We start from the raw sequence: 23,642 nt of genomic DNA on the forward strand, positions 1-23,642 counted from the left end.
CTATCTTATCATCGCGAATCCCGAAGGACAATCGTATTTTACCAATTTGGAAAAATGCCGCCTCACTAGAAAAACGGTCATTATGACATATACTCCAGTCCATTGTCATATAGCTGGTCACACCAAATTACTCTAGAATAAAGACATCCATTCAGAAATGAGGACATTCACTTATGACTGACATTAGGCCTTTTCTAGCCACAATACGGCGTTCGATCGCTGCACATCGAACAGGTGCAGCTGGCGGCCATCGTCGTAAGCTCTCCGATTCCGTACACGCAGCGGATTTGTACGGGACGGCAAACGCGGTCATTTTGCTATATACGCTTAATGAATTACCGATGACAGGGACGGACGAGCATCGTGACTTCGTCACTGCGCTTCAACAGTTCCAAGATCCGCACACCGGCCTGTTCAACGGCATCGGACATCACCCGCTCCACGGGACGGCCTTCGCGATCTCAGCACTGGAGCTTCTGGACAGCAAACCGTTGTATCCTCTGACCGACTTGCAGAAGCTTAAAGATCCGGCTGCTCTATATGATTTTCTAGACAACCTAAGCTGGGTCAATCAGCCTTGGGCAGAATCGCATAAAGGAGCAGGCCTCTATGCGGCAATGGTTCTCGCCGGCGAAGTAGACGCTTCTTGGGAAGAGGCTTATTTCAATTGGCTCTACGCGGAGACCGACCCGATAACCGGTTTGTGGCAGAAGGGTGCGATGCATATGGCGGGCAGCGCGCCATTGTTCCACCACTTGGCCAGCTCGTTTCATTACTTATTTAATCTCAATTACCGCAATCGGAAGATGCGGTTCCCGGATGCTTGGATTGACACCTGCTTGCAGCTGCACGCAGCGGGCGAGATTCCGTTAAAGGCAGACGCGTTGTCGTTCGTCGAGCTGGATGTGCTGTATACCTTAATCGCTGCAGGCGAACAAACCGACTATCGATCGGAGGAGCTGCGCGCCATGATCGATGGCATCTGCCATCATCTTCTGAAGAACATCGAATCGCTCTCCACAGAATCGGAGGGCGAAGTCTTCGACGATCTTCATGAGCTGTGCGGTACGACCTGTGCGCTCGCGTTGGTTCAGTCTGCGATGCCGGAGCAGGTAGATTCGGACCGTGTGCTGCTGAAGGTGCTGGATCGGCGGCCTTTTATCTAACCTAGGTATCCATACTGCTGGTTTTTACGCCAAAAGGCACTTATCTCTCGTACAAGAGATAAGTGCCTCTCATGCTTCAGAACAATACCATCCTAAGTACAAAAAAAGAAAAGGCTAACACGATATTCGTCACGCCGAGGAAAGTCGAGAACTTTTGCTCTTTGCTCATCTTCTGCTGCTTGAGCTCCGCACGATCTACGCGAAGAATCATAAGCCCCGAGAAGAGCAGCAGAGGAATCACGTAGCCGATAAAATTAACAGTATAGCCAACTAATAGGCTCAGAACGATCCCCTCCCCTCTTGACGAAGCTACTTAGCCTTCATCCCTACGCGTCTAACATTAACATCTGTCTTAATATCAAACGTTATGTCCTTATATTGCTCCTGCCATTGCTCTTTCGTCTTGACATGGGCGTTCCAATAGCGTGACTTCTTGGCTCGGATGTATTCCCCGAATCCGAAAATGTCGCTGCTATTTTCCTGTGTTTGTGCGAGAAGCAATTTGCAGGCTTTCGTGGTGCCCTCAGATAGTTTAAGCTCGATCTGACGAAGAATCTCTTCCCTATTGATGTCGAAGTCCTGATCCATCTTCTCTTCGATATTTATTTCCAGCACAATGTCGATATCAAAATGAGGATGCCCCTCCTTGATGCTTGACTTCCAACTGACATGTCGGCTCGTAGTGGAGATCATAATCAGCTTCGAAGTTCCGTCGAGTGTTATAAAAACACGATAGCCTGCCGGATTGATGCCTTTAACCGCCATGAATGTTCCGATTTGAATGGGCTTCGTTTTACCTACCATTTTGGCCCCTTTAAAGTAAGCAAGACCTTTGATTTCGATATTCTGTTCCTTCTGCAGCTCCACGTAAGGGAGATAGCCCTCTTGACCTTTCTTCGTTGAATTGCTCCAGAACGTACCGATGTAGTCTCTTGGAAACTTCCCCATCTTGATGCCTTGATCCAAAGTAGTCATCAGATATAAGGTAGGAATTCGCTCCAACTTGGGAGCCGCCTTCATCAACTTCATTGCATTCCCTTTGGCAATCATCATCCATGCCATTCGACGAACCTCGGAGTTCCGCCGAAAGAAATCATTGATGTTATCCATCCCTTTCTTCGCTACTGCCTCGGATACGATAATAACCCGCAGATGTCCAAAGAAAAGACGGCTGGAAGTTTGCTGCTGCAATCGCATGAACGCATCATCGAGCGAATGACCGAACGTATCCAGGACCCAGACGGTTTGCGACGAATCGGTCGTCCCGCCTCCGCCTTCGCCTGGACCAAGCGGGATCCTTCCGGGTAATGCGATTTGCACAGCGACATGGTAGTATCCTGATTTAGGGGAAGGGATCGCACCGCTCATATGGGTTACGGCATCATCCTCAACGCCATCGGACTTCACCGTATCAATGGATACCCCTAGAACGACCGCACGATCTTCGATTTCCAATCTGTCCCAGCAACCCGTCAATAAAGGAAGGACAAGCAAAGCTAGCATCGAAAACTTAGTGAAGGGGCTCCATAACGTTGTCACTTGGCTGATTCCCTCGTTTCTTGCGGACTAGCGAGATGATCAACAACAACCCCGGATATGCAATCGTGATGTACAATCCAACACGACCAACATCCTCGATGACGGCATAGAGCTGAATAATATTGGTTGGGAGCATCGCCAGTATGAATACAAATGGCAATAAGAATGTCGATATCGCTTTATGATCCTGCAGTCGGAACATTTCGCTAGCCATTCGAATGGTGAGAAAATAACTAGAAAGCAGCGTTGTAAATACGGCTGTAACCCAGACCGCAAGAAATGCAGCATCAAGCCGCTCCAATACATTCGCGGGCAGCGTCGTGGCTTTGGCTAATTCGAGTGTCGGCCACAGCAAATTTTTTATCTCTTCCGAACCGAAAACGCCGACTGCCGCGACCACAATCGCTACATACAAACCGCCAGCAATAAGCAATCCAACAAAACCAGCGAGCAGCGCTTTCTGCGGTTTCCTCATAGCAGGAATCACCAATGTCATAATAAACGTGCCTTGAAACAAAGCCCCGATCGTCAGAACACCTGTCAGCATATGACTTGGATCATTGCCGATGATCGGCTGCAGATTAATGAGATCCGCGTTCTTCATCGACAGCACCACGATGCCCAACCCCGGAAACAAAATCAGTGGAAAATAAAAATGGTGGAGGTAGGTGAAGGTGATAATGTTATTGCGACAGGAGAACGATGCAAGCAGCAGCATCACGATTACGGTGACTTCTACCGGCGTGCTCTTCAAAACTGACGTAACAACGACTTCGCCAAATTCCCGAGCGGCAAGCGAGGTCAATACAGCAAAGAAAACAATCGCAAACAAATTTCCGATCCAAGCAAGCCATTTGCCGATAATCACTTCGCTATATTGAATAATGGACTGGTCCGGGAACCTCATCCCAAGAATCGTAATGGCGAATAAACCCACATAGCCTACCATTAACCCAAGCAAAGTCACCAGAGGAGCGCCCGAATCTGCAGCCCGGACAGCAATGAGCGGCAGTGCGAGTACACCGACTCCGATAATCGTACTGACTTGAACCGCCGCTGATTGGATCGTCGTAATCTGACGCATATTTGACATCTCACGGATCCTCCTTGTTCGCCTTTGGACCAACTATATCGGGCTTCGTTTTCTTGATTTCATCGATGGACGCTTGGCTCATTCTTTTCTTATCCTTCGGAAGGAGGAAGGCTGGCCGTTCCGGCATCCAGGTTAGCGGTGCACGAATGAGCAAATCCTTCATCCCTTGAAAGTTGCCAGGTACTAGCGGAGTCAAATACGGCATGCCAAAGGACTTTAGCGCCAACATATGATTCGCAATCAAGATGCAGCCGATCATCACACCGTAGAGACCAAAGATGCCCGATATAATGATCAACGGAAACCGCAGCAGCCGTAGGGCGAGCGCCGCGTTATAGGCAGGTGTCGCAAAGGAACCGATTGTCGTAAGCGCGATAATGACCACTGTAATTGGGCTTGAGAATCCAGCTGCAACGGCAGCTTGTCCGATGACAAGCACACCGACAATGGAGAGCGCGCCGCCTACCTGCTGCGGAAGACGTATCGTTGCTTCACGCAGCACTTCCATTGAAATCTCAATAATAAGCACTTCAACAACGGCTGGAAAAGGAACGCCGGCTCTGCCCCCCGCAACGGCAACCGCAAATTCGGTTGGAATCAGCTCGGGGTTGAACGAAATAATCGCCACATACAAGGATGGGAATATGAGCGAGAATACAAGCGCAATTAGCCGTGCAATTCGGATTGCGCTCATGAGAAGATAACGCTCGGTATAATCTTCAACCGTCTGATAGAACTGATTGAACACCGAAGGTACGATCAGTGCTAATGGAGAGCCGTTAACGAGAATGGCCACCCTCCCCTCCAATAAGTTCGCCGCAACCTTGTCTGGCCTTTCGGTGTACTGGACTTGAGGGAAAGGTGAATGATGATTATCTTCGATGAGCTGCTCCAGGTAGCCCGAATCCAGCACCGCATCGATATCGATGACGGACAATCGGCGAAACACTTCATTGACTAGTTCAGCGTTAGCTATATCCTCTAGATAACAGACAGCTACCCTCGACTTGCTTCGGCGACCAATCTCCATCGTCTTGATTCGCAGCTCGGGGGTTAGCAGCCGGTAGCGAATCAAGGCAATATTTTTATCCAACATTTCAATAAAGCCTTCGCGAGGTCCCCGAATGACTTGCTCGGTCGCCGGCTGGTCAACCGATCGATTCTCAATGCTGCTTGTATTGATAATAATGGCCCGAGTCAGCCCATCAATAAGAACTATCGTGTTCCCCCGTAATAGTTCTTCGATGACCGCCGTATATCGGTCATCTGTATTCACCTGACTGTGATACAGCGTGTCGTTCAGAATGACGTCATGCAGCTGCTCGGTCCCAACTTTCTCAGACGGCATTTCCTTCATCAAAGGCTTTAATACATCCTGATTGACCATCGTTTGATTAATCATGCTGGAATAATAGATGAGGACAGCCGGATGCTGCGCGAATACATGGAAACGTCTGACTAATAAATCATCTTCATTCTGCATGACGCCTTGAATGACTTGAAGCGTCTCCTCCAGGGAGTTACTTATCGTTTGATCTTGAAGCTTCTCCAAGGAGGGGGATGCCGGCTGTGGTGAATTTTTCGTTCCATTGTTATTGCTTGTAAACCAGCTGTTAATCGGCATTGTTATCCCCTCCTGTATAAGTAATCTCACATACTAATATGTGGCATTTAATGATATTTATTCTTCACGCAAAAAGCTGGCACAGGTCCAAGACCCGTGCCAGCTCTAATGCTGGTGCTTATAAGAATGACTTGTTACGCCTCGGTCCACTTCGCAATCAGCGCTTGCGCATCTGCGAGGAGTACAGCCTTCACCTTGCTGTCTACGGCCTGCACCGACGTATTATTCAGGTGCTTCACGAAATCCTGCATATGCTTCGCCGCTTGATCCGGCCGATTCATGTCCAGCTTATGCTGCGCTTGATCCAGCGCATTGTGCAACTGCTGGCTCATCGAATTGTTCAAGCTGGATTGGTAACGCGCGAGCAATTGATTCATAGAATCGAGGCTCGTGGTCACGTTCAGTTGGAAGCTCTGCTGAAGCTTGTTGCCCGCTGCATCCACTACCGTAATCGCGGCGTCATAGCTGCCTGGCTTGCCGGCCAAGTCGACTATGACATCATTGCCCTTGGTCAGATCAACCGGATAGACTGTACCATCGATCACGATCTGTGCTGAAGCTGCGCCGGACAGATCGTCCGCAGCCCGGAACGTTAACAACGCGCTGTCCTCGAACGTACCTCCCTCTCCAAGCTGCTGCCCATTCACCAACAGCTCGAAGCTTGGCTGTGTCTGGTCGAGCAATACGGATACGGCATCCGACAGCGCCGATTCACCCGACAAGCTGGTGCTGCTGACTTTGTAGGAATAGTTCACCGCAGGGCTAATGCCACTATCTGTGTAGGACAGAGCATTTCCGGTATAAACCGGAGCATATGGCCCCTCGGCACTTGCCGATCTGTACAGCGTATAGGAGGTTGCTCCAACTGCTTTATCCCAAGCGAAGGATGCTGAATCCGACGTTGTTGCGGTAACTTGGAGCCCTTGGAGCGGATCAGCTGCGATCGTCAGATCGTTATCGACAATCATAATCCAGTTAATCAACGGGTCCTGTGCCGCCGTATTTCTGACCGTTACATCGATCACGCCATCCGTAACGTTAACCGTGTTTGCGTACACTTGGTTAGAGATAAACGTAATGGCTGTCTTTTTCTCACCGTTGATGTACAAATCGGCTTTACGCGATGAATTGCTCCAAATATCGTTGAAGCCTGTATAGACCGTGTACGAGCCGTTGTGTACAGCAAACTTGTAGGTCAAATCCGTCCCTGCAGCGGAGCCTGAGACATTGCCGCCATTCAAATAACGGAGCGTGCTGAATATGTCACCATCCGCAGTGCCTGCCGGGTTCGACTGTGTCCCTGTATAGCCCCAAGGCGCTGCATCGCTGGCGTTATAAGCCTGCTCCGCAACGGATTTATTGATCAGTGTCTGCTGCATATACGAAGTCATCAGGTTGTAATCGCTTGTTGCCTGCCCCCCGCTGTTGACGAAATAAACCGTCTTCTCCGGGATCGCACTGATCGTGAAACGAAGTGCTTTGTTGTTGAATGCCGTCAACTTCGCATCCAGCGTGTAGGTGCCTGGCATTGCAAACGTACTTGCCGTCACCGGCTGTGAATTAACAGACCAGGTGACCGGTGTTACAACAGAAGATGATGATCCAATTGGCGTAACCGGAATTTCGGTCGGCAGCGCAAGCGTAGAGCCCGTTGTGATGACCTCAGGCAGTTGGATATTCGCCTGTACGCCGACCATTTTGTCCAGCAAGTCCTTCGTCCAGCTGCTGTACCATTTGATCGTCATCTCGGAATCTTGACCGAACTCAATCGGCAGCCATACGTACTTCGCGGCGCCATTCGCGAACGATCCGCCGTTCCAATCGTCACCTACATAGATGAACTTGCCGTTGGCAGCATCAACCGGAATAACCGACGACGTCTGAGAGTTGAACGCCTTCTTCGGGTCGGGATCGGAGGATAACGTTCGGACGAACGGATCAGACAAGGTAGACCATGTTCCCAGCATGCTGTCCGCCACACTGTACATGTTGACGTTCGGAGTCCATCCCGTAGCGCCTGATGTTAGCAGATAATACTTCCCGTTATACTTGAATACTGCCGGAGCTTCGCGCACACCGCCCGGGAAGACGCGGATATAATCCGTACCGTACACCGCTTTATAGGACGTGTCGCGAACCGGATTGCCGCTAGCATCGACATTGCCGTCCTTATGCCAGCCAGCTACGTCCGAGTAATCGTCCAGCAGCTTGGAGATGTATAGCGTCCGGTTCTCTTCGCTGGAGTAGATCAGGTAGGCGGTGCCATCATCGTCCTTGAACAGGTTCATATCGCGCGCCATCCCTTTATCCGATGGGTAATAATCCGTCTGATCTGCCGGAGTCATATCCATCCGATAGCTTCGCTGATAGACGAACGGACCCGTAGGCGAGTCGCTGATCGCATAACCGGCCTGCGCTTTACCATAGTTCTGCGCATCGTTATCCGCACTCTTATCGCCGTCGATGTGGGCCCACATCACATACTTGTGCGTCTTCTCATTGTAGATGACTTTCGGACGCTCAACGATCCGCCCTACTCGAATGTCCGCCCATACGTTATACGTATCGGTTCTGCCCGCATAAAGCTGGGAGATGAGCGGGTCATTCGTGAAATCGTCCATCGACTTGACTAACGTCAGCGCCATGCCTTCGTCCTTCCAATTGTATAGGTCAGTAGACGAATAGACGCGAACACCTTGTCCAGGCCACACCCCATTATGGTACTCGCCGTACCAGTAATATTTGCCCGTCTGCTCATCGTACATAAAGCCAGGTCCATGCGCATCGATCACATTGCCATCGGTATCCCGCATAATCTGATCCGGCAGGAATGATGTGTTAGGCTCCATATGGAAAAGCGCCGTTCGTGCAGCGGCAAGCTTGCTCAACTGATCTCTGATCCCGCCGGTACCGATCTGGGCAGCGTCCGAGTCGATCGCAACGACTCCGTTAGACACGCTGTCTGCCCAAACTTGCGTTGCAGCCAGCGCAGCATTAGCGGATGCAATCGTACTGGAGGTGTAGTAATTCGTGCCGTCTGCATTCGTCCTCGCGATCTCCGTCTGCAAGTCCGCGATCTGAGCTTGCAGATAGGACAATGGAATCGCAGTCTGCACGGTAATCAGCCCCACCATCGGATCATGATATTGATCATAAGGAGTAGTAGAAGGCGCTTTCACCGCAACGTTCAGTTCACCGTCGGTGACATGCACTTTATAAGAATATTCGACGAGTGTCGTTTGCGGCATGCTCAGATCGCCGGAGACGTTCGTTCCTTCCAGCACAATGCTGAAGCTCCGTGCACTCCACGGGTTCTTGACGCCGACCGTTACATAATAATCGCCCGCCTCCGGCAGCTCAAAGCTGTAATTGACGGCTGTGTTAACGTTGTGCGTGCTGCCCGAATAATAACGAACAGAAGAATACTTATCGCCCGAAGTGCTTGTCCCCGTGCTCGAACCGTATCCCCACTTCTTGCCGGTTACCGAATCGGTACCATACGCCTGATCCGTTACGCTCTGGTACAAGCCCATGACATCGCCCGCGTCGGGCTCGCTTGGACTCGCGTCCGCGGCGTCGGCGTAATAATAGGTGTAATGATGAGCGGCAAGTTGTTCATCCGAGTACCCGCTTGCGGACGAATCGGCCGCTGCCGCTATCCCTGTCAAAGCCTGCGTGAAGGTGAGCGACGAGAGCAGAGGCAGCATCAAAAGCTTGGACTTCATTCTCATAAGTTCATCCCCTCTTTCCAAGTATGTATGATGGCATCCCGTACAAGCATCAGTATAGAGGGAGGGGTACGGCGAAGGGGAGTGAAGGATTGTGTGATGTCTGTCCATATTGCAGGGGCAGCCTATGAACAATTCTGACGAATGTGAACAAAAACGACAAAAGGGAGCCTAACGCCCCCCTTGTGCTGCTATTCCTGCAATGTTCTTCCTTTTTCCTGCAACCGACAGGCTCACCAATCGCTCCACTAGACAAGCTAGCATTAAGATTGTTGCGACCATCCCAACAACGCCGCCCCATCCGAAGTGGTTCCAGAATACGCCTCCCATGAACCCTGCCACGCTTGACCCTGCGTAGTAGAACAGCAGATAGAACGAAGAGGCTTGTGCGCGGCAGCCGGCCGCTAGCTGCCCAACCCATCCGCTAACGACCGCATGTGCGCCGAAGAAGCCAAACGTGAAGCAAGCAAGACCGGCGATCTTAGCGTACAACGGGGACAGGAAGGTCATCAGGCAGCCGGCGAAGGCAATGATGATTGCCATTCGTAATGTTCGAGATCGGCCAATGCGGTCCGCAAGCTTACCCATCCATGCAGAGCTGAACGTACCCGTCAAATAAACGACAAACACGAGGCCAACGATCGTCTGGCTCAAATGATAAGGCTCACCCGTCAGCAGATAGCCGGCATAGTTGTACATCGCAACGAAACCACCCATTAATAGAAAACCAAGCGCGTAAAGTTCAATGAGCGAACGGTTATGCAATGCTAGGAGCAGCTTGGTTCGAAGTTCAGCACGGGAGATGCGCTTAGGCTCGGAATGGCCGGGCTTCGGCAGGGCGCGCCAGAACCAGAGGGCGATTGCTAGATTCAGCAGACCAACGACGAGTAATGCGATGCGCCAGGAGAAACCATCCGCCAATGCACTTATGGCAATCCGTCCTGCCATCCCCCCTACCGTTGTTCCGCTGACGTACAACCCCATCGCACGGGCATTTTCCTCCGGAAGGAATTCCTCGTTGACGTAAGCCATCGCGATGGAAGGAAATCCTGCGATCAGAATCCCTTGGATCAGCCGAAGAACCAACAATAATGCGAAGCTCGGCGAGCAGGCGATCAGAACCGATAATGCCGCGGACGCCACGAGCGATACGCTCATGACCCGTTTGCGTCCCCATCGATCGGAGATGCCGGCAACGAAAGGAAGCGCTGCGGCCAAGCCGATCGTCGCAACGGACAGCGATAAACTAGATAAAGCCGGGCTGACCTGGAAGCGATCAGACAGCTCCGGCATTAGGGGCTGGGTAGCATATAGCTCTGCGAAAGTGACGAAGGCGCCTCCGAACAATGCCAGCGAGGCGCGCGTGTATTCGGGCTGGCCCGACTGAAGATACGACATATTGAACATCTCCCGAGTGAAGATTTACAGCGTAATGTAATGTAACGTCTTGACAATCTAACTGTACGCCTCCCTTATAATGATGTAAAATTTATAATATTCATCATTTCAATGCATTTTTGTAATGATAACCTCAGGGGGTATCCTCTATATGGAATGGCAGCAGATCCAATATTTCCAGACGCTTGCCCGTCTTGAACACGTCACAAGAGCAGCGGAACGCTTATCTCTCTCCCAGCCTGCACTGAGCCGCTCCATCGCTCGCTTGGAGGAAGAATTGGGCGTGCCTCTGTTCGATCGGCAGGGCAGAACGTTGAAGCTAAATCGGTACGGGCATCTATTCTTGAATCGAGCAGATCGAATCCTCTCCGAGCTCGACACCGCCAAGAAAGAACTGCAAGATATCGTTCACCCGGAGCATGGCGAAGTAGCTTTCGGCTTCCTACATACGTTAAGCGCCAGCGTTATTCCTGATTTCATCGGTGCCTTCCGCGACCGCTCCCCTGGTATCCGCTTCGATCTGAAGCAGAACCACAGTTACTCGCTGCTCAGCCATCTCTATGCGGGAGAGCTGGATCTCTGTGTAATTGCGGAACCGACCGACCCAAGGCTGCCCCTCGAATGGATTCCACTTTGGAGTGAAGAAATTTTCGCCGTACTGCCGACCTCGCATCCGTTAGCGGGCGCCGACAGTCTGTCGTTGAAGGAGCTGGAGAATGAGCCTTTTATTTTATTGAAAAAAGGGTATGCGATGCGCGACACCGTGGACCGGCTGTTCCAACAGAGCGGCATCCACCCGCGAGTGACGTTCGAAGGCGAAGAAGCCTCCACCGCTGCCGGCTTCGTGGCAGCGGGACTTGGTGTCTCCCTGCTCCCCGCAACCGGACTTGATCCGCACAAAACAAGCCAGGTTCGTGTGAACGATCCGAACAGCAGAAGAATAATCGGGCTAGCGCTGCTAGCAGGCAGGTACTTGTCTCCCGCAGCCGCTGCGCTCAAGCAGTTCACGATTGATTATTGGAAGTGAACGAAGAAGCTCACCCTTGCATTCGCAATGGTGAGCTTCTTGAGCTTCTATTAAACATTCGCTACATAACCGTTAGTTCGCCTCAACGATCTGCCACTGCTGATTGGACCCGCCGTTGTCGGTCCACGCAATTGCATTCGCCCCATCATCAAGCGAACCCGATGATATGTCAATCAGCTTGCCCGAAGCTCTGTTCTTCAGCTTATAGAACCCGCCGCCTGCATCAACCAGCTGCCAATGCTGACTGGTCCAGCCGCCATCGCTCCATTGCTCGATGATGGTACCATCATCCGTACCACCGCTTGTTAGTCCGAGAATGAGGCCGCTGTTGCGATTCTGGATTTTGTAATAACCGCTTCCGGCATCAATGAACTTCCACTGCTGGCTTGTAAGATCCCCGTCGCTCCATTGCTCGGCGTCCGCCCCTGACTCTGTCGAGCTTCCTCTTACATTCAACAGCTTGCCGCTCTTCCGGCTTACCAGCTCATAATACACATTCGTATTAATGGAGAATGGTACGCCGGTCACCGTACCTGCCGCCGCATCGATCGTCAGCTTCGGATACCAAGTCATCGACATCGTCGTTGACGTCGGGAAGCTTAACGGCAGCCATACATATCTAGACGTGTTGACTGGACCGCTCCATGCGCCTGCCCAGCGATCCCCCATATACAAGTACGAGGTCGTAGACGAGCCCTCCACCGGAATGACGTAAGTCGATTGCGACCCGTAAGTCGTGCTATCCGCCAAATTCGATAGCCCGCTCCACGTTCCCGCAATGCTGGATGCCGTCGCGTATTTCGCTTGGTTCGGAGCCCATCCCGTTGCACCGGAGGTGATGAGGAAGTACGTTGAGCCACGCTTGAACATAGCTGGCGCTTCACGGTACGAGCCAACCCACAACGTCTGAACAAGCGAATCCACGCTTAGAAAGTCAGATGACAATTTGTAAATGTTAATATCAGCGTTCACACGCGTAGCCGAGATTAGATACGCCGTTCCGTTATCGTTAAAGACCGTCATGTCACGCGAGTCATAGCCAAGCGGCTGGAAGCTGCCATGATACGTATATGGGCCTTCGATATTGGAGGAAGAGGCGACGGCGACACGAGCCTCTCCATAATCAACGCCGTTCTCTTTATGCGCCCACAACACGTACTTCTGCGTTGCGGCATTATAGATGATTTTAGGCCGCTCGATATTGGCTGTCGCGAGCTCAGCTGCAGATGATTTGGACAAAATATTCGCACGGAACTCCCAGTTCACAAGATCGGTTGAGCGATACAACGATACGTAATTCGTCCCGTCTCGGTTCTCTCCGACCCAATAATAATAGCTGCCGACCTTGATCATCCCGCCGCCATGCGCCTGAACAATCCCTCCCGACGTATCCTTGAATTGAATCGCGTTCTGCAGGCTTAACGCCGCCGCTTGCGCTGTCCCTCCCGGCGGTATCAGCCCAAGCGTAACCGTCAGACACATGATTAGTACGAGTGATACGTACAATCTTGCTCTAATCATCATTCTTCTTCCTCCTCACGATTGATTCACTCATCTAACACGAACGCTGTTACGTTTGCTTCTGCAGCCCTCCTCTCATCTGACTTTCAGCTCTACTTTTACGCAAGCCATAACGCTTAGATAAGTGAACAATCACTGCTTTTATGAAGAATCCCGTCATTCCAGGAATGAACAAATTGCAACTCCGAGAGGCAAGCCTCCTCTCTGTCACTTCACATCACGTTGGATGAACAAAAAAAAGCACGCTGGGCGCTAAACCCGAGGCGTGCTTGTTCTATTTAATGATTCATTGGCACTGCAAGGCCAACCTGCTCGATTAACTTCTTACTTTCTTCATTCAAGCCGATGACCTCGACTTTCTTATTCAACTGCTCATATTTCGCAATGGTCTTCGCGATAGCCGTAACAGCCGAATGGTCCCATACATGCGAAGAGCTGAAATCAATGACGACGGATTCCGGATCGTTGCGGAAATCGAACAAATCTACAAACTGCGTCATCGTTCCGAAGAAGAGCTGACCGGTAATGCGATAAGTTTTCTTCCCGTTGTTCATCGATGCGTGCGCCTTTATGTGTGCCAGACGCCACCCGAAGTTAAGCGCGCTCAGGATAACACCTGTAATCACACCGATCGCCAGGTCAGAGGTCGTAACAACAACCGCTACCGTAACAACCATAATAACAGCGTCGCTGCGCGGGATCTTCGTTAGTGTTCTTATAGAGTTCCAATCGAACGTACCGATCGAAACCATGAACATAACGCCAACGAGTGCCCCCATCGGAATTTGCTTCACTACATTGCCTAATACTAGGATCAAGAACAGCAGGAAGACGCCGGATACGAGCGTAGACAGACGTGAACGACCACCTGACTTCACGTTAATGACGGTTTGTCCGATCATCGCGCAGCCTGCCATCCCTCCGAACAAGCCGGAGACGACGTTCGCGATGCCTTGTCCTTTGACCTCTCTATTCTTATCACTCTTCGTTTCCGTCATTTCATCCACGATCGTTGCCGTCATGAGCGACTCTGTAATCCCTACGACCGCAAGGGCAAGCGAGATCGGCAGAATCGTCCACAGCATATCCAAGGAGAAAACAACGTCAGGAAGATGGAAGAACGGCAGCTTCTGCGTAATTGCTCCCATATCGCCAACCGTGCGCAAATCAAGGTGCAGCGAAATCGATACGATGGTCATAACGATAATCGCTACGAGTGCAGAAGGGACAGCTTTCGTTACTAGCGGCAGCAAATAAATAATCGCCAGCGTCGCCGCAACCATCACATACATGACCCAGTTCGCATCCTCGAAGCTCGGAAATTGCGCCATGAAGATAATAATGGCCAATGCATTCACGAAGCCTGTGATGACCGAATGCGGAATGAACGTGATGAACTTGCCGAACTTCACCACTCCGAGCAAATACTGAATGATACCCGTCAAAATCGTCGCTGCGAATAGATACTCGATTCCGTGCTTAGCCACTAGCGGTCCCATTAAGGAAGCCATAGCGCCAGTCGCCGCCGAAATCATCCCCATCCGACCTCCGACGATTGAAATCGTAACGGCAATACAGAATGAAGCATACAGACCGATCATCGGGTCTACGCCAGCAAGAATGGAGAACGCAATCGCCTCCGGGATCAGTGCAAGCGCAACGGTTATCCCAGACAGCAAGTCCCTTCTTACGTTGAAAAGCCAAGCATTTTTCAGTTTTTGGTACAGCAAAAAAACTCCCACTCCTTCAATCTTTATTTGTCCGCTCAGATAGGATGCAACAAAGTAAGTACGCATGACTTTCCACTCTCAGAAAAGTCGGGTCCGATAGTCAACGTTCTCCATTATACATACGATGCGTGTTTTTCTCTATATCAAATATTGGAAGGCCGGAATACGCATTATCCAAACAAGTAAAAGAAGTGAATCAATAAGTAAAGGAATTGCAAGAGCGGCTCCGCTCGCCTCCTGCTCCTTATCTGGAAGTAAAGAAAGCAAACATGACGGTAAAGAACGTTGATTTTAAACGACCAGACACCTGCACTACAATGACCCTACCGGCGATTAATCACTCAAGAAAATAGGCGAGGCAAGTTTAGACAAGCCACACAATAAGAATGGTTGATATCGCCAATTACAAGTAAATGGGGGTTCATATGGTCAAGATCAAGAAACTTACAAGTTTAGTTTTAATGGCAAGTCTGGTTATCTCGTTAGCTGCCTGCGGCAGTGATTCATCAAACAAGGATACATCCCAGTCGGAGGATCCAAATACAACATCCGAGATCGCCGATGATAACGTAGACCCTGCTTTCGGCGCCTACAAAGATACGGTTACCATTCATACCGTAACGAGCGAATCAGCTTCCGCAAGTTATCCGGAAGGCGACAATGTTACGAAGAATGAATGGATCAGAGATTATAAAGAAAAATTCAATATCAACGTCGTTACGGATTGGGTCAGTGACGAATATGATACGAAGCTCAATCTCGCGATTTCGTCCAATCAGCTTCCAGACGTCTTCCACGTCAACGCAGCTCAGCTGCAACAACTTATCGATGCCGACATGATCTATGATCTTACGGATGTATTCGACCAATACGCATCAGACCGCTTGAAGGGCTATATGCAAGCTGATGAAGACAGCTACAAATCAGGTATGCGCGATGGTCGACTGTACGGCATCCCACAAATGCACTGGGGTCTGATCGATCAACCCGACTATATCTGGATTCGAAACGATTGGAAGGAAGAGCTTGAACTTTCCGATCCGAAGACGATTGACGACGTCAAGAACATCGCGTTGAAGTTCATGGAGAAACATGGCGGTTACGGTATCGCTGTCGACCAGTCGCTCGAATATTTGAACCTGCTTGCCATCGCATGGAATGCTCATCCAGGTGTATGGATGAAAGGATCTGACGGCAAAATTGTGTACGGCTCGGTTCAACCTGAAATGAAGACCGCGCTTGCAGCTTACGCCGACTGGTATAAGCAAGGCATCATCGACCCTGATTTTGCGGTTAAAGACTTCGCTAAGATGAATGCAAACGTCGTGGCCGGCAAGGTCGGCATGCAGCCATTTTACCAATGGTGGGGCTACAATCCAGGTGTTGATACCGTTACGAATCAGGGCAAAGACGCTGTTTTCTATCCGTATTTGATTCCAACCGCTGACGGTACGCCTGCAACTCAATCGATCTTCTTCGCCAATGGCAGCTACACTGTCGTAAGCAAGAAATCCAAGAACCCTGAAGCGGTGCTTAAATTGCTCAACTACTATGCTTACATCGTTGACGAAGGGTACGGCAAGGAAAGTAAAGAGAAGCTGTCCGCTTTACTCGATAAAGACATGGCTCACGTCGTCGGGGCATTCCGCGTGCTCAATCCGAACTCCGATTATGAGCAATTTGAACATGTGACCGAAGCGCTGAAGTCCAATGACACGTCCGGTCTTACGACCAGCGGCATGTGGCAGAAGTACAACAACAGTGTAGATTTCATGAAGAACGCTACACCATCGTCGACGGGCGACTATCTGCAACAAGGTTCTCCAAAACCCGCTTACGGACTAGCCAAGCAGGTTCTGGACAATAACCAATACATTAAAACCGCACTATGGGGAGCGACACCGGAAGCGCTTATTAACTATGGTTCTACCTTGAACGATCTTCTGAAAGAAGGTTTCACCAAGATTATTATGGGCAAAGAAAGCGTCGACTACTTCGATAAGCTGGTCAAAGCATGGCAAGCTGCAGGCGGAGATGAAGCGACCCAAGCCGTTAACGAGGCATACGGAGGATAATCAGCTTGCATGAAAGGGGGGCGAGGGCAACCTCGCTCTCCTCTTTTGCATCCTCTAGACGCTTGTCCTATAGAAATGGAGGGTTTACGACATGTTACATAAACTAAGACAGCAGAAGGCCTATCATCTAATGTTGATTCCAAGCGTGCTTCTCGTATTTATTTTCAGCTACATCCCCTTTTATGGACTGGTCATCGCCTTCCAGAAATATAACCCCGGTCTCGGCTTCCACTCCCCGTGGGTCGGGTGGGACAATTTCCAACATGTATTTAACCAGCCCAACTTCGTGCGGACAATCTGGAACACTTTATATATGTCTTTCTTCAAAATCATTGGGGGCATTATCGTCCCCGTTACTTTCGCAATTCTGCTGAACGAAGTCGCTCACAGCGCTGTGAAACGTACCTTCCAGACGTTAGTTTATATCCCGAACTTCCTCTCCTGGGTTATCATGGCGGGTATTCTACTCGATATTCTAGGTTCAGACGGGATCATCAACAGCTTTCTTAGCGTTTTTGGTATAAAGCCCGTATCGTTTCTTGGCAGTCCTTCCATATTCCCTTGGACGATGATTGTCAGCGACATCTGGAAGGGCTTCGGCTTCGGGACCGTCGTCTATCTGGCTGCTTTAACGAGTATAGATCCGGGTCTGTACGAAGCGGCTCTGATCGATGGTGCAAAGCGTTGGAAGCAGACCCTTCATATTACCCTGCCGCTGCTTATGCCGACGATCGTCCTGATGTCCGTCTTATCGCTGGGCAACGTTCTGAATGCGGGATTTGATCAAATCTATAATCTTTACTCGCCGATTGTCTATCAATCTGGCGACATTATCGATACCTATGTCTACCGCCTCGGTATTCAACAAGCGCAATATTCGGTTGGCGCGGCAGTCGGCTTATTCAAATCTGTCGTATCTTGTATCATGATTGTCCTATCCTATGTACTTGCCAACAAAGTTGCCGGATATCGCATATTCTAAAGGAGGTGCTCGAATATGGTTCAAGATCGAAGTTTAAGCAGAAGAGCATTTCTAGTCTTCAACTATATCTTTCTGCTTCTAACCTCTGTCCTATGCATTTTGCCTTTTGTTAATCTCTTGGCCGTTTCCTTCAGTGGCAGCGCTGCCGTATCAGCCGGAGAAGTTGCATTCTGGCCAGTCGATTTTACGACGAAAGCCTACGAATTCGCCTTGTCGGGGGATCGATTTATTACGGCTCTCTGGGTCTCGGTGGAGCGAGTCATTCTGGGAACCGCTGTGAATTTGATCTTATTGGTACTAACCGCTTACCCCTTGTCCAAAACGAAAAGCAAGGTGATGGGAAGAAATCTGTATATGGCCTTCTTTATGATCACTATGCTGTTTAACGGCGGATTGATCCCGACATACCTAGTAGTGGTGAAGACGGGTCTCATCAACTCCATATGGGCGCTTATCCTTCCTGGGGCGTTGCCCGTATTCAGCATGATCATTCTAATGAACTTCATTCGAGGGCTTCCGGAAGAAATCGAAGAATCGGCGGTCATCGATGGCGCTGGCCCACTGCAGGTTCTAGTCCGAATCTTGTTGCCGCTTCTCAAGCCGGCACTTGCTACTGTCGGTCTATTCAGTATAGTAGGTCACTGGAATTCATGGTTTGATGGCATCATCTACATGAACGACATGTCCAAGTATCCGATACAGAGCTATCTGCAGACGCTGTTGCTCAACTTTGACGAGATCATGATGAAGTCAGGAACCGATTATACAGAGTTGTTATCCAAGATGAATGCGAGAACTGGACGAGCTGCCGAGTTGTTCCTTGGAGCGCTACCGATTCTAGCCGTTTATCCATTCCTCCAAAAATATTTCACAACCGGTCTTGTCCTCGGAAGCGTGAAGGGGTGAGCAACCCTCTATCGAGGTCTTTCTTATAAATTCTTATGAGGCAACAACAGAAGGGCTCATCGTATGTGTAAATACGATAAGCCCTTCTCGCGTTATGGAATCATGCATATTCGAAAGGTTATTTTTTTGCGGAGTCAATCACAGACTGCATTTCGTCCAGTACTTGATCCAGCGCTTCGCCTTTCAGATAACGATTGATCATTTCAAGCAGTGAAACTTGAAGGGATTCAGTCGATATAGTGTGCGGCCAATACAATGCAGCATCTTTGCTAGTAATAATACCAGCTAGCTGACGAACGACAGGATCGTCTACCTGTGCTTCCTTAATCGACGGAACCGCTAAAGCCTCTCTCGCCACTTCTTCCTGAACTTCTCTTCCGTTCATGAATGCCAGGAAGCGTTTCGCTTCTTCTGGATGTTTGGTTGCGGCACTAATCACTTTATATGAACCAACATTGAGATTCGGTACCATCTGCCCATCGCCAGGCACCATCATGAAGCCGATGCTCTGTTCCGGATTTTGCGCGATCATATCGCTAAGGTCCCAAGTTCCGTCAATGATCATCGCTGCCTTGCCTCTTCCAACCATATCGATGGACTGATCATACTTCAACGTCGTCCAATCCTCCGGTACATAACCTCTGTCAATAATCTCCTTGGTCTTCTTCATGGCATCGACAAGAATTGGATTGTTCACCTTCAGCTCACCGTTCTCCAATTTTCGGGTCCAAGAAGCATCGGCCCCATTGTTGGACATAATCGATCCGAACAGAAACTGTGGAACCCACCATTCGGAGTTAAGCGCTATAGGAATGATTCCGTGTTGTTTCAGGCTTTCGCACACCTGCAGAAATTCTGCCCACGTATGCGGTTTCTGCAATCCCAGTTCCTCAAACATTGTCTTATTGTAGAGCAGCCCGTCCGTGTGCATAACACCTGGTACGCCATACACCTTTCCTTTGATTGTTACCGCTTCCAAAGAGGAAGGAAGATAATCGCTTAGAAATTCCGAACCGGTTAAATCAAGATACACAGAATCATCAAGCCTTCGAACTTCTTCAAAAAGACTCGGTGACCAGACGTCGAACACATCTATCGGTTCTCCCCCCAATAGTCTCGTCTTCAAGCCCGCCGTGTATATGACTCTCTGGATATAATCCATCTCGATCCGGATGTCCGGGTTCTGCTTCTCGAATTCGGCAATCGCTTCTGTTTGAGCGGACCCAAGCGCAAAGCTTGTATATCGCAGCACGATAGGTTCTTGCTCATCCGCTGAATGGACATCGATTCCTCTCTGTTCGGCAACGCCACAGCCTGCAGCCAGCATCATGAACAGACATCCAGCCGCAATTTTCCATGTCATTCATGCGTCCCCCCTATCTATCGCTGCGTGTACCTTCCTCTTTGCTGATCGTAACTTCTGGCATAATAAATCGGAATACGGTTCCCTTGCTTGACTCACTCTCTACTTCAATGCCATATTGCTGTCCGAAATGAAGCTGCAGGCGGCGATTCACATTATATAATCCGATTCCCTTGCTTCCATCTTGGCGCTCTGTCCAGCTAGCCCTGAGGCTCCGAACCGTTTCTTCATCCATTCCGACTCCGTTATCCCGGACTTCGATTCTAACATGATGGCCTTCTCGATCCATCCGAAGCGTAATGATGCCGTCCTCTTCTTTCTCCGCTAATCCGTGAAAAATTGCATTCTCAACGATCGGTTGAAGAATGAGCTTAGGCATGAGAAGTTCAAACAGTTCCTCGTCGACTTCGCTGATCATTTGAATTCTATTATAATATCTAACATTTTGAATAGTGATGTAATTGTTCAAGTTCTCTAACTCTTCTCGAATTTTCACCATTGATCCTTCGGCCCTCGCTGTATAGCGCAGCATTGAGATCAGCGCTTCCGTCATATCAACAATCTTATCCGCTCGCTGCATAGAAGCGATCCACTTAACCGATCCCAGCGTATTATACAAGAAATGCGGATTGATTTGGGACTGAAGGGCACGCATTTCGGCTTCCGACTTCTCCATCTCTTCCAGCTGCACCCGTTCTATGAGCATCTTAACTTCATAAGCCATTTTGTTGAAACGAATAGATAGCAAACCAAACTCATCGCGCGATCCGATATCCTCCACTTGCTCAAACTGGCCCCTCTCAACCAACGCGATATTACTCATCAGCTTCTTAGCTGGACGCGTAATAATGTTGGACAACAGGATAGAGACAACTGCGGTAAACAGGATCAGCACCCCAGCAAGAAGGAAGCTATTTCTTTGCAGCAGCTCACCCTCAATGGATAATTCGCTCATGGGCATATACAGATAAGTAGTCCATTTCTCTCCGTCAAAAGGAATTTCCACGACGATACTATGGGATGAATCAGGATGCATAGACGGTTCGGCTTTAGAACCGATTCGTTCCAAATCCGCGTTATAGATCACATTATTATCCCCGTCCACTATCGTGAACCTCGAACGGATCGCCTCCTGCAACCTGCTGTTTACAGCATCGATGAATTGGATATCGATACTGACCACCATAACGCCTATCAGTTTTCCGGACGCCATATCGAAGATTTTGCGTGCATGTGTGATCGCAAGCGGCTTGCTTTTCAGCTGTTCGTCAGGATAGGTGTTCCGTGTAATGACCTTGCTGGACGAAGCAACGAAGCGTCGAAACCACTCTTGGCCCCTCGCACTGAAACTGTAATCGACGTCCGTAGAGCTGACAAATAGATCATGGCCATTATGCAAATTATAAATATAAATGGAGAACATGCCGTCCTTCATCGCGATATAATTCATTAGGGAACTGTAAGCCGCATTCTCGCTTGATTCACTTCCTTGCCGCAAATATTCCTGAATCGGAAAGCTTTCTTGACTCGATACGGAGACACTGCTGTTCAGCCCGTAGCTTGAGACAAGCGAGATTTTCTCTACCTCGTTCAAGTACTCCTCAATTCGTATATTGCTTTGCTTAGCAAGGTCGGTAAGCAAGTCCGTGTACTTACGCTCCAACAGTCCTTGCGAGGATGTATAGGTATTAACCGTCATTACAAAGATCGGGACAATAATGACGATGAGGCAAATGGTTATAATCTTCGTCTTAATGCTGATGAACTGCAGCCTTCTTCTCATCCCGTCCCCCTATCTTCACCGTCGGAAGCCTTCCCCCTGCTGTTAACCCCTATATTCTTCAGGACTCACACCAACGATCTTCTTGAAAATCTTGCTGAAGTACGTGTAATTGTGATAACCAACCTTATCCGCAACCTCATATACGCGCAACGTGCGATTCTCTAAGTAAGACTTCGCCCGCTCGATTCGAATACGAGTTAGATAGGACACAAAATTCTCATTCTTCTCCTGCTTGAACACTCGGCTCAAATAGGAGGGATTCACATTAATCTGGCTGGCTACGCTTTGCAGCGTGATGTCCTCTGCGTAATACTGATGGATAATGTCGACGGCCATATCCGCATACGTAAGCTTCTCCTTCGACAGACCATTCGTCTGCAGACATTGCAGCGCATAATCCAGCACGAGTTCGTGAAGGTCATTCCATGTTTCGGCGGTTGATGCCGCATCATAAGGCGTCTTCCCTTCGGACAGAAGAAGCGCCCTGGAAGCTTGGGCAAATTGACTGTTGACGAGCTCCAGCACCAGAAGATAGGCTTTGCGGATCGCGTTCTCGTCAGCCCGGACGTCCTCTAATTCCTTGCGGAATGCATCCAAAAGTTTGCTCAGCTGATCGCTGCTATTGCGCTCTAGAACATGCCGAAACTCGTACTCGCGATCTCGATTCAACGTATAGAGATTGCTCGTTCGTTCGCAGCCCTTCATGGTGTTATCGAAGAAATGAATGCGGCCTGTTCCTAAGAAGAAACGATGCCGCCAAGCGGCATCCGCTTCCCAATAACCTCTCTTCAAAGCCAGCAGATCAGGAACAACCGTGCTTACGCCGACCGAAAAGGACAGATTCATAAAATCCTTCATGGAACCTAAAATCTTCCCGCACAACTTCTCGATATCCTTGCGCCACAACTCTTCGTCCGCCAAGCGTACGTTTCGGATGACCAAATACTCGGATGAACTCTCTACGATGATCTCAATGCTCTGCCTGGAGGGAATTACCTCTTCCATGACGTTCAAGATCGAGAATCGCAGCAGCTTTTCATCCTGTTCCTTGTATTTCTTCTTTACTAGCTCGAACTGGTCGATTTTGCATTTGATAATCGCAAGCTGCTGCGGCTTCAAGCGAACCTGAAGCTGCTCCGCCCTATCGGCAGCCTCCTCGCCGATCGGCAGACCGCTGATTAAGTCCTTGAAAAAGTTCTCCTTCAGATGCGTCAAGCTCTGCGTATAATGAAGCGGTGCCGAGAATAGATTGTCCCGGCTGCTAACTTCCGAGAGCAGCTTCCCGCGAATTCGGGTGAGCAGCTCCGTGAGCGTCGCAGGCGAGATCTCGCTCTTGATCAAATAATCCAAGGCACCTAATCTAAGCGCCTCCTTGACATAGTCGATCTCGTCATAGTTGCTCAGAATGACATATTTACAGGACGGCAGCCGCTTCGATATTTCACGTATTAATGCTAGTCCGTCCATAAGAGGCATTTTGATATCGGTAATGATCAAATCCGGGAAAGTCTCAAGCGCGATCTCCAGCGCTTCTTTGCCGTTCTCGGCTTCTCCAACCAGTTGGAAACCGTGCTCCTCCCACTCCAGCAAAGAACGAATCCCGATCCGCATTAGCAATTCGTCGTCGACAATCATCAATTTATACATCGAAATCCCTCGATTTACCGCGTTTTTTTTGCTCTACTTATTCGGTAGCCACCGCTGATT

General features: G+C 49.7%; 16 protein-coding genes. 5 read left to right on the forward strand and 11 right to left on the reverse strand.

From position 1 onward, the window contains the following. Positions 1 to 173: 173 nt before the first annotated feature. On the forward strand, positions 174 to 1,166 hold the full coding sequence (locus DFQ01_RS03730) for a hypothetical protein (RefSeq protein ID WP_110042538.1): 993 nt from the start codon (positions 174 to 176) through the stop codon (positions 1,164 to 1,166). A 76-nt stretch (positions 1,167 to 1,242) separates the two neighbouring features. Here DFQ01_RS03730 and DFQ01_RS32080 read toward each other — a convergent pair whose 3' ends face one another. The 6 genes from DFQ01_RS32080 to DFQ01_RS03755 all read right to left on the reverse strand — a co-directional run bounded on the left by DFQ01_RS32080 (position 1,243) and on the right by DFQ01_RS03755 (position 10,548). Then, the gene (locus DFQ01_RS32080; RefSeq protein WP_425452352.1) at positions 1,243 to 1,407 is read right to left on the reverse strand and encodes a CLC_0170 family protein; all 165 of its coding nucleotides are present in this window, start codon (positions 1,405 to 1,407) and stop codon (positions 1,243 to 1,245) included. A gap of 68 nt (positions 1,408 to 1,475) precedes the next feature. Then, entirely contained in the window at positions 1,476 to 2,621 is a 1,146-nt protein-coding gene (locus tag DFQ01_RS03735; protein ID WP_245946508.1) for a Ger(x)C family spore germination protein, read from the reverse strand. Positions 2,622 to 2,676: 55 nt separating this feature from the next. Beyond that, a complete protein-coding gene (locus DFQ01_RS03740; RefSeq protein WP_110042540.1) occupies positions 2,677 to 3,798 on the reverse strand; it encodes a GerAB/ArcD/ProY family transporter in 1,122 nt (373 codons plus the stop codon). Between the two features lies 1 nt (position 3,799). After that, entirely contained in the window at positions 3,800 to 5,422 is a 1,623-nt protein-coding gene (locus DFQ01_RS03745) for a spore germination protein (protein ID WP_110042541.1), read from the reverse strand. 134 nt (positions 5,423 to 5,556) lie between these two features. Then, positions 5,557 to 9,153, reverse strand: a complete 3,597-nt coding sequence (locus DFQ01_RS03750) for an FIMAH domain-containing protein (protein WP_245946509.1) — start codon at positions 9,151 to 9,153, stop codon at positions 5,557 to 5,559. A 168-nt stretch (positions 9,154 to 9,321) separates the two neighbouring features. After that, on the reverse strand, positions 9,322 to 10,548 hold the full coding sequence (locus tag DFQ01_RS03755) for an MFS transporter (protein WP_110042543.1): 1,227 nt from the start codon (positions 10,546 to 10,548) through the stop codon (positions 9,322 to 9,324). Positions 10,549 to 10,699: 151 nt separating this feature from the next. Between DFQ01_RS03755 and DFQ01_RS03760 the strand changes: the two genes are divergently transcribed. Further along, positions 10,700 to 11,575, forward strand: coding sequence for a LysR family transcriptional regulator (locus DFQ01_RS03760; RefSeq protein ID WP_110042544.1), 876 nt, complete (start codon positions 10,700 to 10,702; stop codon positions 11,573 to 11,575). Positions 11,576 to 11,647: 72 nt separating this feature from the next. Here DFQ01_RS03760 and DFQ01_RS03765 read toward each other — a convergent pair whose 3' ends face one another. Both DFQ01_RS03765 and DFQ01_RS03770 read right to left on the reverse strand, forming a co-directional pair. Then, positions 11,648 to 13,099 carry an RICIN domain-containing protein gene (locus tag DFQ01_RS03765; RefSeq protein WP_217490345.1) on the reverse strand — a complete coding sequence of 484 codons (1,452 nt, stop codon included), beginning with the start codon at positions 13,097 to 13,099 and terminating at the stop codon, positions 11,648 to 11,650. Between the two features lie 275 nt (positions 13,100 to 13,374). Continuing rightward, a complete protein-coding gene (locus tag DFQ01_RS03770; protein ID WP_245946538.1) occupies positions 13,375 to 14,823 on the reverse strand; it encodes a SulP family inorganic anion transporter in 1,449 nt (482 codons plus the stop codon). Between the two features lie 428 nt (positions 14,824 to 15,251). Here DFQ01_RS03770 and DFQ01_RS03775 point away from each other — a divergent pair, with 428 nt between their 5' ends. The 3 genes from DFQ01_RS03775 to DFQ01_RS03785 all read left to right on the forward strand — a co-directional run bounded on the left by DFQ01_RS03775 (position 15,252) and on the right by DFQ01_RS03785 (position 18,789). Further along, positions 15,252 to 16,901, forward strand: coding sequence for a type 2 periplasmic-binding domain-containing protein (locus tag DFQ01_RS03775; protein WP_174812563.1), 1,650 nt, complete (start codon positions 15,252 to 15,254; stop codon positions 16,899 to 16,901). 91 nt (positions 16,902 to 16,992) lie between these two features. After that, the gene (locus DFQ01_RS03780) at positions 16,993 to 17,883 is read left to right on the forward strand and encodes an ABC transporter permease (protein ID WP_110042547.1); all 891 of its coding nucleotides are present in this window, start codon (positions 16,993 to 16,995) and stop codon (positions 17,881 to 17,883) included. Between the two features lie 15 nt (positions 17,884 to 17,898). Continuing rightward, positions 17,899 to 18,789, forward strand: coding sequence for a carbohydrate ABC transporter permease (locus DFQ01_RS03785; protein WP_110042548.1), 891 nt, complete (start codon positions 17,899 to 17,901; stop codon positions 18,787 to 18,789). 118 nt (positions 18,790 to 18,907) lie between these two features. On the opposite strand, the gene DFQ01_RS03790 is transcribed toward DFQ01_RS03785, so the two are convergent. From DFQ01_RS03790 to DFQ01_RS03800, 3 genes are read right to left on the reverse strand one after another with little or no spacing between them, the layout of a single operon-like run. After that, a complete protein-coding gene (locus DFQ01_RS03790; RefSeq protein ID WP_110042549.1) occupies positions 18,908 to 20,152 on the reverse strand; it encodes an ABC transporter substrate-binding protein in 1,245 nt (414 codons plus the stop codon). 13 nt (positions 20,153 to 20,165) lie between these two features. Beyond that, entirely contained in the window at positions 20,166 to 21,935 is a 1,770-nt protein-coding gene (locus DFQ01_RS03795; protein ID WP_110042550.1) for a sensor histidine kinase, read from the reverse strand. 42 nt (positions 21,936 to 21,977) lie between these two features. Continuing rightward, positions 21,978 to 23,582: a response regulator gene (locus DFQ01_RS03800; protein ID WP_110042551.1), complete on the reverse strand. Its 1,605-nt coding sequence runs from the start codon at positions 23,580 to 23,582 to the stop codon at positions 21,978 to 21,980. Positions 23,583 to 23,642: the final 60 nt, after the last annotated feature.

Source organism: Paenibacillus cellulosilyticus (genome assembly GCF_003182255.1).
Taxonomy (GTDB): Bacteria; Bacillota; Bacilli; order Paenibacillales; family Paenibacillaceae; genus Paenibacillus_T; species Paenibacillus_T cellulosilyticus.

Coding starts and splice junctions, on each gene's coding strand:
- DFQ01_RS03795 (WP_110042550.1), bottom strand. CDS start 21,935: ATGAGAAGAAGGCTGCAGTTCATCAGCATTAAGACGAAGATTATAACC.
- DFQ01_RS03745 (WP_110042541.1), bottom strand. CDS start 5,422: ATGCCGATTAACAGCTGGTTTACAAGCAATAACAATGGAACGAAAAAT.
- DFQ01_RS03760 (WP_110042544.1), top strand. CDS start 10,700: ATGGAATGGCAGCAGATCCAATATTTCCAGACGCTTGCCCGTCTTGAA.
- DFQ01_RS03750 (WP_245946509.1), bottom strand. CDS start 9,153: ATGAGAATGAAGTCCAAGCTTTTGATGCTGCCTCTGCTCTCGTCGCTC.
- DFQ01_RS03790 (WP_110042549.1), bottom strand. CDS start 20,152: ATGACATGGAAAATTGCGGCTGGATGTCTGTTCATGATGCTGGCTGCA.
- DFQ01_RS03800 (WP_110042551.1), bottom strand. CDS start 23,582: ATGTATAAATTGATGATTGTCGACGACGAATTGCTAATGCGGATCGGG.
- DFQ01_RS03765 (WP_217490345.1), bottom strand. CDS start 13,099: ATGATGATTAGAGCAAGATTGTACGTATCACTCGTACTAATCATGTGT.
- DFQ01_RS03730 (WP_110042538.1), top strand. CDS start 174: ATGACTGACATTAGGCCTTTTCTAGCCACAATACGGCGTTCGATCGCT.
- DFQ01_RS03775 (WP_174812563.1), top strand. CDS start 15,252: ATGGTCAAGATCAAGAAACTTACAAGTTTAGTTTTAATGGCAAGTCTG.
- DFQ01_RS03755 (WP_110042543.1), bottom strand. CDS start 10,548: ATGTCGTATCTTCAGTCGGGCCAGCCCGAATACACGCGCGCCTCGCTG.
- DFQ01_RS03740 (WP_110042540.1), bottom strand. CDS start 3,798: ATGTCAAATATGCGTCAGATTACGACGATCCAATCAGCGGCGGTTCAA.
- DFQ01_RS03780 (WP_110042547.1), top strand. CDS start 16,993: ATGTTACATAAACTAAGACAGCAGAAGGCCTATCATCTAATGTTGATT.
- DFQ01_RS03785 (WP_110042548.1), top strand. CDS start 17,899: ATGGTTCAAGATCGAAGTTTAAGCAGAAGAGCATTTCTAGTCTTCAAC.